The 9,802-nt window shown below is 47.8% G+C and carries 10 protein-coding genes; 8 read left to right on the top strand and 2 right to left on the bottom strand.

The window, feature by feature from the left end:
* From BLP80_RS10210 to BLP80_RS10200, 4 genes are all read left to right on the top strand, one after another.
* On the top strand, positions 1-168 hold a 168-nt coding region (locus BLP80_RS10210; protein ID WP_143002210.1), incomplete at its 5' end, for a transposase.
* 249 nt (positions 169-417) lie between these two features.
* Positions 418-2,790, top strand: a complete 2,373-nt coding sequence (lon, locus tag BLP80_RS10205) for an endopeptidase La (protein ID WP_090542913.1) — start codon at positions 418-420, stop codon at positions 2,788-2,790.
* A gap of 15 nt (positions 2,791-2,805) precedes the next feature.
* Positions 2,806-2,979, top strand: a complete 174-nt coding sequence (locus tag BLP80_RS15675; protein WP_176754335.1) for a DUF2188 domain-containing protein — start codon at positions 2,806-2,808, stop codon at positions 2,977-2,979.
* A 57-nt stretch (positions 2,980-3,036) separates the two neighbouring features.
* Positions 3,037-3,621, top strand: coding sequence for a hypothetical protein (locus BLP80_RS10200; RefSeq protein ID WP_090542911.1), 585 nt, complete (start codon positions 3,037-3,039; stop codon positions 3,619-3,621).
* Here BLP80_RS10200 and BLP80_RS15210 read toward each other — a convergent pair.
* Complete coding sequence (locus BLP80_RS15210) at positions 3,618-3,929, bottom strand: hypothetical protein (RefSeq protein ID WP_143002270.1); 312 nt, start codon at positions 3,927-3,929, stop codon at positions 3,618-3,620. The genes BLP80_RS10200 and BLP80_RS15210 overlap by 4 nt on opposite strands.
* A gap of 384 nt (positions 3,930-4,313) precedes the next feature.
* Between BLP80_RS15210 and BLP80_RS10190 the strand changes: the two genes are divergently transcribed.
* Positions 4,314-4,655, top strand: a complete 342-nt coding sequence (locus BLP80_RS10190; protein ID WP_090542905.1) for a hypothetical protein — start codon at positions 4,314-4,316, stop codon at positions 4,653-4,655.
* Between the two features lie 86 nt (positions 4,656-4,741).
* On the opposite strand, the gene mutL is transcribed toward BLP80_RS10190, so the two are convergent.
* Positions 4,742-6,520, bottom strand: a complete 1,779-nt coding sequence (gene mutL / locus BLP80_RS10185) for a DNA mismatch repair endonuclease MutL (protein ID WP_090542903.1) — start codon at positions 6,518-6,520, stop codon at positions 4,742-4,744.
* A 261-nt stretch (positions 6,521-6,781) separates the two neighbouring features.
* Here mutL and rpiA point away from each other — a divergent pair, with 261 nt between their 5' ends.
* The 3 genes from rpiA (at position 6,782) to ppx (ending at position 9,795) form a co-directional block, all read left to right on the top strand.
* Positions 6,782-7,441, top strand: a complete 660-nt coding sequence (gene rpiA, locus BLP80_RS10180; RefSeq protein WP_090542901.1) for a ribose-5-phosphate isomerase RpiA — start codon at positions 6,782-6,784, stop codon at positions 7,439-7,441.
* 77 nt (positions 7,442-7,518) lie between these two features.
* Positions 7,519-8,226 carry a phosphate signaling complex protein PhoU gene (gene phoU, locus BLP80_RS10175; protein WP_090542898.1) on the top strand — a complete coding sequence of 236 codons (708 nt, stop codon included), beginning with the start codon at positions 7,519-7,521 and terminating at the stop codon, positions 8,224-8,226.
* 45 nt (positions 8,227-8,271) lie between these two features.
* The gene (ppx, locus tag BLP80_RS10170; protein ID WP_090542896.1) at positions 8,272-9,795 is read left to right on the top strand and encodes an exopolyphosphatase; all 1,524 of its coding nucleotides are present in this window, start codon (positions 8,272-8,274) and stop codon (positions 9,793-9,795) included.
* Positions 9,796-9,802 lie beyond the last annotated feature (7 nt).

The raw sequence follows: 9,802 nt of genomic DNA, 5'->3' as shown, positions 1-9,802 counted from the left end.
ATCGAAGGTAAATGGGCTGTTTTACCGAAGCGGTGGGTAGTCGAACGCACGTTCTCCTGGCTGGGTAACTTTCGCCGTTTATCAAAGGACTTCGAAATCCTGCCAGGCACTGCCGAAAATATGATTCGAATCGCCATGATGAAAATAACACTTGCAAAATGCGTCTAATGTTTTGCCAGACAGCTTCTGAAGGTAATGGAGAAAGACCAGGCCATAGCCTCCATGATGTGTAAGTGGTAATTTCTTGCCCATTACGTGAATTGGACTGACTCAATGACGCTCAACTTGTTTTCTGTGTAATTGACAACATGTAGGGTGTTCAGTACATTTTGTCTGGACGCAGAAAAATGGTGCAGATGGAGATTCTTTAATTCGGAATTGAATCAGTCTTTCATCCCATTCATGGAGAAACCGATCATGGAACAGTCACTCGCAACCCAGTTCGAATTACCCGATGACGTCATCGCGCTGATCCCCATGCGCAACGTTGTGTTATTTCCACATGTCCTTATGCCGATTACTGTCGGGCGTGTGAAATCAATCGCCACAATCGAGCACGCACTGCGATCGGATTCTCCCATCGGTATCGTATTACAACGAGATGCCTCAGCTGATGATCCTGGGCTGAATGAGTTATGTCTGCTTGGCACCATTGCGAGAATTGTGCGCCACATTACCTCGGCTGATGGCACGCAACACGTCGTCTGTCAGGGGATAGAACGCTTCCAGATCAAGGAGTTGGTCGAGGGTTATCCCTTCCTGGCTGCGCGGATAAACCGTATTGAAGAGATTCCTCAGCCCTCTACCCAGGTTGAAGCGCTCGCTATACAGCTACGTGAACGTGCAACCGAGATTCTGTCGTTATTACCCGGCATCCCTGCGGAACTCGGGCATGCATTGCAAACGACACGGGCGCCTGCACAGCTTGCCGACATTACAGCCAGTCTGCTTGATACTGAAGTCAATGAAAAACAGGTGCTGCTCGAAACCATCGACATCGAAGAGCGGCTACAAAAAGTCCTGAGAATTTTGTCGCACCGGATTGAGGTATTAAGACTATCGAAGGAAATCAGTGAGCGGACCAAGGAGCAGATGGAAGATCGCGAACGCAAGTTTTTATTGCGTGAGCAATTGAAAGCGATCCAGAAAGAATTGGGTGAGGATGGCGACCATGACCAGGAGATTGCCCAGCTGAATGAGGCGATCTCAAAAGCGGGTATGCCAGAGGAGATCGAAACCCAGGTCCGTAAAGAGCTTCAGCGATTGCAACGCATGCCAAGTGCCTCAAGTGAATACTCGATGCTGCATACTTATCTGGAATGGATGACTGAGTTACCTTGGCGATTGCCGGAAGATACGCCGATCGATCTCAATGCCGCACGTGAAGTTCTAGCGGCTGATCACTTCGGGTTGGAACGTGTCAAACAACGTATCATCGAATTCCTGGCAGTTCAGAAATTGAAGCCCCAAGGCCGAGCACCCATCCTCTGTTTTGTCGGTCCACCCGGGGTTGGAAAAACCTCGCTTGGTCAGAGTATCGCCCGTGCCCTGCAACGAACATTCGTACGAGTATCGCTGGGGGGGATACACGATGAAGCGGAAATGCGTGGTCACCGTCGTACTTATGTGGGTGCGATGCCGGGCAATATCGTGCAAGGCTTGCGCAAGGCAAATGCACGTAACTGTGTGATGATGCTCGATGAAATCGATAAGATGACGGTCAGCGCGCATGGTGATCCAGCAGCAGCACTGCTTGAGATTTTGGATCCCGAGCAAAACTCGACTTTTCGTGATAATTATCTTGGTGTCCCATTTGATTTGAGTCGGGTGATTTTTATTGCTACCGCCAATGTTATCGATCAAGTCTCTCCTCCGGTGCGTGACCGTATGGAGATCATTGATCTACCGGGTTATACCCGTGAGGAAAAACTTCAAATTGCGTTGCGCTATCTGGTGCAGCGCCAGCGTGAAGCTAATGGTTTGCGCGAAGATCAATGTGCACTGACAGTCGAAGCGCTGGATAGCCTTATTGCCAACTATACCCGTGAAGCAGGCGTACGCCAGCTCGAACGTGAGCTTGGTCGGGTCATGCGTCATACCGCTTTACGCGTGGCAGAGGAAGCGCAACTTCAGGTGCGTGTCGATGCAGCTGATCTGGATCCTATCCTGGGACCAGCCAAATATGAGTATGAAACTGCCTCGCGCACCAGTCTGCCTGGAGTGGCTACCGGGCTGGCATGGACACCTGTGGGAGGCGATATCCTGTTTATTGAAGCGACGCGGGTGAGTGGTAGCGGACGACTGATTCTGACGGGGCAGCTGGGCGATGTTATGAAGGAAAGTGCTCAAGCCGCACTGACCCTGGTCAAAGCGCGTGCTCATGAGCTGAATATTCCGGCATCAATGTTCGAAGGGATTGATGTGCACTTGCATGTCCCGGCGGGGGCTATTCCGAAAGATGGGCCCAGTGCGGGCGTAGCGATGTTTGTTGCGCTTGCCTCATTGTTTACCGACCGACCGGTGCACCATGAAGTGGCAATGACGGGTGAAATCAGTTTGCGCGGACTGGTCCTGCCAGTCGGAGGCATCAAGGAAAAGGTGCTGGCCGCGCAACGAGCGGGCTTACGAACAGTGCTTCTGCCCGTACGCAACCAGAAGGATTTGCGCGATGTGCCAGAGACAGCAAAATCTGCCATGCAGTTTATTTATTTGGAAACGGCCGAGGATGCAATTCAGGCGGCACTGGGTCAAACTGGCCAGCACACAGCATCAGAATTCAAGCTTGTTTGAGTCCGAGAGCGCTTCATGCCTTGGACTACTGAGCATTATCCATCGGCTATGCAAAATTTGCCGCGGTTAGTTCGGCTAAAAGCCATTGCGATTGCTAACGCTTTACTGGCTGAAGGAATGGAAGAAGGGCGTGCGATCCGCATTGCTATTGCCAAGGCAAAGCAATGGGCCTGCCGCGGCTCCAGTTGATTCGGTTGAATACAAATACACAAATAAGAATGGCGATCTCTTGTTGGTAAGCCCATCATGTCTCCGCTGAACCGCCGTTCCCTTCTCATTACGATAGCTATTTTCGCTACGATTATTGCTGCATGGGGTGTGGAGTTACTATTGAGTCTCCCGGCTCACTGGTCATTTGCACATAGCCAGCCAGGCCATGTACTGGGCTGGCTAGGGTTGGCAGTGATTTTACTTACTTATGTTTACCCCTGGAAAAAACGGCATGCTCCTTCAGGAACCTGGCCTAAAAAGTGGTTCATGGCTCACATGCTGTGCGGTAGCCTGGGGCCAATGTTAATTTTGATTCACTCTGGCTGGCATCTACATGCAGGAGTCGCTGTCCTGGCTTTACTAGCGATGGGCGGCGCAGCAATCAGTGGCATTATCGGTAAAACCATTCATAGCGTTGCATTACGAACGCTGTCCAGTCAACAACGCACACTGACAGAGCAAGGGTTATCTCAGGAGCAGATTGGGCAAGTCCTTGACGATGCCGCATCGCAAGAAAGCATGTTTCGTATGTGGCAGATTATTCATGCACCGCTGGCAGCCATCTTTACAGTGCTAACCATTTTGCACATTATGGGTGCTATTTTCTTCACTGGGTTCTAGGTCATATGGCTTTCCATCCACTGCCCCGTCACATCTATCGAATAACGGTTTTGATCATTGTGTGTCTGTGTAGTTGGATTGCCTGGGGATCCTTTCATTACCCGGAAGCATTTTGGGCACCAGGTCATCTCAGTCGCTACCATGATCATATTGAGTACTGCACTGCTTGCCATACATCGTTTCGCGGCGTACTGGCAGCGAACTGTATCAACTGTCATGATGCTGAGCAATTTTCTGACGGTACCACAACAGTGGCCGAATTTCATAGGAACTACGTTACCCAGGGAAGAAGCTGTAGCGGATGTCATACTGAACACAATGGCTTGTTAGCCCAAATTACTATCACTACTTTAACCCGAATATTTCATAAATTGGCACGTGCCCTCACTTGCCTTTTGATTAATAAGAAAGATTTTGCTCAGTCGGGTGTATGAGTCACTACACCCCTCTTTCTCAAAACTTCCCTATTAATCAAAATCCTGCGTGATCATCACGCGAATTTATGAAATATTCGGGTTAAATGGCTTCTAGGGGAGTCTGAACAAGTGCGGGGTGAAACGGATTGCGGCATTAGGCGGTGCTCAAAAACTTGTCTATCTATTCGATCAGTAGTTTTGCCGATAGGAAGTTTCGCCAAGAACCTGCAAAACTCGCTTTTACTACGCTAAAAAACAGCATAGATACCTTCCGACATGTCTGCTGCTAATCTAATCCACTGCGCCAAGAGCACTCAATGTCGCTTTGAAAGTTTGATCAAGATCAATATTCCCCATATTTATAACGGGTACTATCCCAATCGTAGTTTAAAAAACAATTTTAATTATCTGCTTATGCTAAAGGAATTTCATATGAAGATTATGCACTTGGCTGCGATGGTAAGCGTATTGGTTTTGGTCGGTTGTAAACCATCGGCGCCAGAAACTCCTGATCCTTCAAAATATGGACAAACTATTCAGCCCTTCCATCAGATACCTGCGGAAGCTCAGGAAGGTCAGGGTAAGGCCAGATCAACAGAAGAAAAATCGCAGTACTAAAGATTCGTCAGCGTTCTATAGCTGACGGGCGCCATGCGAGCTCTAAGCTATAGAACGCTGTAGTTTGCCTTTCTTGCCTGCTGATGCTAATTTCCACGCATGAACATCTTGTCAAGCTCGGCCAGGCTGATTCCGAACCAGGTTGGCCTGCCATGATTACATTGATCGGAGCGCTCGGTCGCTTCCATTTCGCGCAGCAATGCATTCATTTCCGTAGTCGTTAATTGACGATTGGCACGGACGGAGCCATGACAAGCCATCGTAGCTAGAAGCTCGTTACGTCTACTGGTCAATAGCTGGCTGGCTCCAAATTCACGAATTTCAGCTAACACATCGCGAGCCAGTTTGACTGTATCAGCATCTTTTAACATCATAGGGACTGCTCGTATAACGAGGGAGGTGGGAGTAAGTGCCGCTATTTCAAAACCCAGCTCATTTAAAACGGCATGATTTTCCTCGACTGTGGCTACATCCAACGGATCAGTCTGAAAGGTCACTGGCATCAGCAGCGGTTGCATCGGTAAGGTATGCTGATCAAGCGCTGATTTGAGTTTCTCATAAACAACGCGCTCATGGGCTGCGTGCATATCGACGATGATTAGACCTTGCTCATTTTGTGCCAGGATATAAATCCCGAGAAGTTGTCCCAATGCAAAACCCAGTGGTGGAATCGGCTGCGTGGACTGAGTGGGGGGATTGCCAGGATTCATATCCAGCACATCCGAATTGTCACCGAATAAAGTCTGATAAAAAGCAGGAGGTTGCGCAATGGCCTTAATCGGTAAATTTCCCTGTCGTGAATAGCCTAGCGGAGGATGTTGAGAATTTTGGGTTGCCTGGGTAACGAGAGGAGAGAGGATTTGTGTATCCGATTTACGCTGGGGTGATGCTAATACCTTGTGGATACTGTGAAAAACAAATTGATGCACAGCACGCGCATCACGGAAACGTACTTCTGCTTTGGCTGGATGAACGTTAACATCAACATTTTCAGGGTTGATTTGAAGATACAGCACGAATGCGGGATGGCGATCCAGATGGAGTACATCACGATAAGCTTCGCGCAAAGCGTGAGAAATCAGTTTGTCCCTGACGTAGCGGCCATTGACAAAAAAATACTGCATGTCACGAGCTGAACGCGAATAAGTGGGGAGTGCAACCATGCCTTGCAAATTGATATCAGCTGCCTCCTCGGAAACAGGTACGGCAGTCTGGCCAAATTCTTCCCCCAGTACGGCAGTAATACGTTGAGCGGCATCTGCCGCATATAAGTGGCTCCGTGCCTTGCCATTGTGCTGCAGACTAAATGCGATATCGGCATGGGACAGTGCGATACGTCGGAATACTTCCTCGCAATGTGCAAATTCAGTGGCTTCGGTTTTCAGAAACTTACGACGTGCCGGCAGATTAAAAAAAAGATCGCGTACTTCCAGAGTGGTGCCAGCACCTCGTGCCGTTGGCTCAGGTCGGCTAACTTGTCCTCCTTCTGCTTGAATATGCCAGGCATGTTTATCGCCAGACTGATAACTCGCTAATAGTAATCGGGAGACCGCTCCGATACTGGCGAGTGCTTCGCCACGGAACCCCAAGCTGGCTATTTTTTGCAAATCTTCCTGTGTGCTGATTTTGCTCGTTGCATGACGTGCTAACGCGAGAGGCAGATCGCTTCCAGAAATTCCTTTTCCATTATCAGCTACGCGGATCAGGCTAAGGCCACCTTGCATAATGTGTACTGTGATCTCGGTTGTGCCAGCATCTATACTGTTTTCGAGGATTTCTTTCAGTACTGAGGCGGGCCGCTCGATTACTTCTCCTGCAGCGATTTGATTGATGAGCACATCTGGAAGCAGCTTGATTGCATTCATATGAAAATAAATTGAGTATGCATGGGCATTATTTTGCCCTAAAGTTATGATACGCTTGATAGAAAGTCACATACATAGTTTTACTGAAGCCGGGCAGGCAAGGAATTTTTGGCTGGAAACAGTGGAAACTTTCATTAGGAAACGGAAGTTTATATCCAGAACTGTTAAGCATTACATAGGATGCAACATAGTTATTGTCTAAATATTCAGTTAATACTATCCTGATGGTTAATTATTATTTGACACCGACACAGGAGTACCATGACACAAGATGAACAAAAACGTGCGGCTGCTCAAGCCGCCATTCAGCATATTCCGATTGGGGCAGTAATTGGCGTAGGAACCGGTTCTACCGCTAACTATTTCATAGACGAACTCGCTAAAATCAAGCATAAAATTGAAGGTGCGGTTGCCAGCTCCGAAGCAACGGCGCAACGCTTAAGCAAACATGGCATAGACGTATTGGATCTTAACACGGTTACAGATTTGCCCGTCTACGTAGATGGTGCAGATGAAATTACCAAACATTTGCACATGATCAAAGGCGGCGGCGGTGCCTTGACCCGTGAAAAGATTGTTGCGGCAGTGGCAAGAAAATTCATATGCATCGCTGATCAGAGTAAGTTGGTCAATATATTGGGTGCCTTTCCGCTCCCAGTGGAAGTCATTCCGATGGCACGTAGTTATGTGGCACGAGAAATTACCTTGCTAGGCGGCCATCCGGCACTGCGCCAGGGATTTATTACCGATAATGGCAACCTCATTCTGGATATACATGGTCTGCAAATCCTGAATCCAGTTGAACTGGAAACGACGCTTAACCAAATAACGGGCGTTGTTACTAACGGATTGTTTGCCAGAAAAGGCGCGGATACCTTGCTACTGGGTACAGAAGAAGGTGTTGAAGTTATTACTGTTTGATATTTTGACTTGTAATCAAAATGTCATTGGCTACAGAGAAAGAGAACAGTTTTATCTGACTTATCAGAAGGGAGAATATGGCTAATAAAGAGCACATTTCGAAAAGATTTGATGCAGATCTTGAAGAAGTACGCACCCGGGTGTTGCAAATGGGGGGATTTGTTGAAGAGCAGATTGAACATGCGATAGAGGCTTTAACTGATGGTAATGAAGCTATCATCGAGCAAGTAATTGCCAATGATCATCGGGTCAATGCCATGGAAGTTTCAATCGATGAAATCTGCAATCAGATCATTGCGCGCAGACAGCCCACAGCCAGTGATCTACGTATGATCATGACCGTTATCAAGACAATTACTGATTTAGAACGAATCGGTGATGAAGCTGAAAAAATTGCGCGCATGGCGAGACTTATTTATGCAGCAGATCGCTTACATGCACCACGTTTTGTAGAAGTTAAGCATGTTGCCAAAATTGCTCTGGATATGTTGCATAAAGCACTGGATGCTTTTGCTCGTCTGGATTTGAATGCTGCTGCGCATATTGTGCGCCAGGACGAATTGGTAGATGAAGAATTTCGCGCCATTCTTCGGCAGCTCATTACGTTCATGATGGAAGATCCCCGTAAAATTTCCACTTCACTGGAAATTCTTTTTGTGGCCAAAGCAATCGAGCGTATTGGCGATCACGCAAAAAACATGTCTGAATATGTAGTTTATATGGTTAAAGGCAAGGATGTTCGCCATGTCACAGCTGATGAAATTGAACGCGAAGTTAGAGGGTAAATTATTTGTTTGATTTAAGCCTGCCTAAGATTTAGGCATAGGGTTATGCGCGAATATTCCACACTGGCTGCAGTTGATCTTGGCTCCAATAGCTTTCACCTGCAGGTGTCGCGTGTGGTAGGCAAACAGCTTTATCCACTAGATAGTCTAAAGGAAATGGTTCGGCTGGCTGCGGGACTTACGATTGACAAAAAGCTGGATGAAGCGTGTCAAGTGCGCGCCTTGGATTGCTTAGAGCGCTTTAGTGAACGTCTACGGGGATTTCCGACGCATGCTGTGCGGGTGGTCGGAACAAACTCACTGCGAGTTGCTAAAAACGCTTCTGATTTCCTGGTAAAAGCTGAGACTGTATTGGGATTTCCAATTGAGATCATTGCTGGCCATGAAGAAGCGCGCCTCATTTATCTGGGAGTCGCGCACAGCCTGCCAGCTTCTGATAATAATCGGCTTATCATCGATATTGGAGGTGGCTCCACGGAATTTATCATTGGCACCCACTTGGAACCGAATAAGCTGGAAAGCCTTTATATGGGTTGTGTCAGCCATAGTTTGCTCTTCTTTCCAGATGGAAAGATTACTAAAGGTGCCATGAAACGTGCAGAGCTTGCCGCGCAAACTGAAATACAGAGTATTACAACAGAATTCTCAGCCGATCAATGGCAGGAGGTTTATGGATCTTCTGGAACAGCACGGGCGCTAGGCCGCATCCTTAAACTGAATAACTATGGTGATCGCAATAAAACAGAAGGTATTACGCTGGAGGGTCTGGAAAAATTTCGTGAATATCTCCTGAAGGTGGGTGATATCCGGAAGATTGTCATCGCTGGTTTACATCCTGATCGGACACCTGTGATTGCGGGTGGATTTGCCATCATGTATGCAGCGTTCAAGGCACTAGGTATTCAGCGCATGCATCTTACGACAGGTGCACTGCGCCAGGGTGTGCTCTACGATATGCTCGGCCGGTTCCATAATGAAGATATGCGGGAGGTATCTGTGCAGCAGTTTATGCAACGCTATCGTGTCGATCCTGCCCAAGCTGCGCGCATAGAATCGCTCGCGTTAGTATTGGGCAAGCAGCTTCTGGCTAACTATCCTGATGAGGAAATAGCGGAAGATGCGCTGCGTTTGTTGTCCTGGGCAGCGCGTCTCCATGAGGTGGGTATCTCAGTAGCTCATTCTGGCTATCACAAACATTCTGCCTATATTCTTGGGAATGCAGACATACCGGGCTTTTCCAAAATGGAACAGATGCACCTGAGTCAACTTGTACTCGTCCATCAGGGATCACTGACCAAGGTGAGTGAATTTTTGGCCAATCCTATCAACCTGGCGCAATCAATCGCCCTGCGCTTAGCGGCAATTTTTTACCGTAGCCGCACGAGTATCGAGTTACCTTCCATGAAAATACAAGCGGATAATGGTGCCTGTGAGCTGTTTATTTCACAGGCATGGCTGGAGCGCAATCCGTTAACGGAAACTTTGCTACGTGTTGAAATTGATGCCTGGGCAGCATTGAAAATTCATTTCTGTATTGAGAGTTCCTCTCCAAAGAAGAATCTTTTTTGAGTTTTTT

Source organism: Nitrosomonas sp. Nm132 (assembly GCF_900100485.1).
Lineage (GTDB): Bacteria > Pseudomonadota > Gammaproteobacteria > Burkholderiales > Nitrosomonadaceae > Nitrosomonas.
This window is presented reverse-complemented; position numbering and strand designations above follow the sequence as displayed.

Excerpts from the sequence above, each read along its gene's own strand:
- lon (WP_090542913.1), top strand. The coding sequence starts at position 418 with ATGGAACAGTCACTCGCAACCCAGTTCGAATTACCCGATGACGTCATC.
- BLP80_RS15675 (WP_176754335.1), top strand. The coding sequence starts at position 2,806 with ATGCCTTGGACTACTGAGCATTATCCATCGGCTATGCAAAATTTGCCG.
- BLP80_RS10200 (WP_090542911.1), top strand. The coding sequence starts at position 3,037 with ATGTCTCCGCTGAACCGCCGTTCCCTTCTCATTACGATAGCTATTTTC.
- BLP80_RS15210 (WP_143002270.1), bottom strand. The coding sequence starts at position 3,929 with ATGACATCCGCTACAGCTTCTTCCCTGGGTAACGTAGTTCCTATGAAA.
- BLP80_RS10190 (WP_090542905.1), top strand. The coding sequence starts at position 4,314 with ATGTCTGCTGCTAATCTAATCCACTGCGCCAAGAGCACTCAATGTCGC.
- mutL (WP_090542903.1), bottom strand. The coding sequence starts at position 6,520 with ATGAATGCAATCAAGCTGCTTCCAGATGTGCTCATCAATCAAATCGCT.
- rpiA (WP_090542901.1), top strand. The coding sequence starts at position 6,782 with ATGACACAAGATGAACAAAAACGTGCGGCTGCTCAAGCCGCCATTCAG.
- phoU (WP_090542898.1), top strand. The coding sequence starts at position 7,519 with ATGGCTAATAAAGAGCACATTTCGAAAAGATTTGATGCAGATCTTGAA.
- ppx (WP_090542896.1), top strand. The coding sequence starts at position 8,272 with ATGCGCGAATATTCCACACTGGCTGCAGTTGATCTTGGCTCCAATAGC.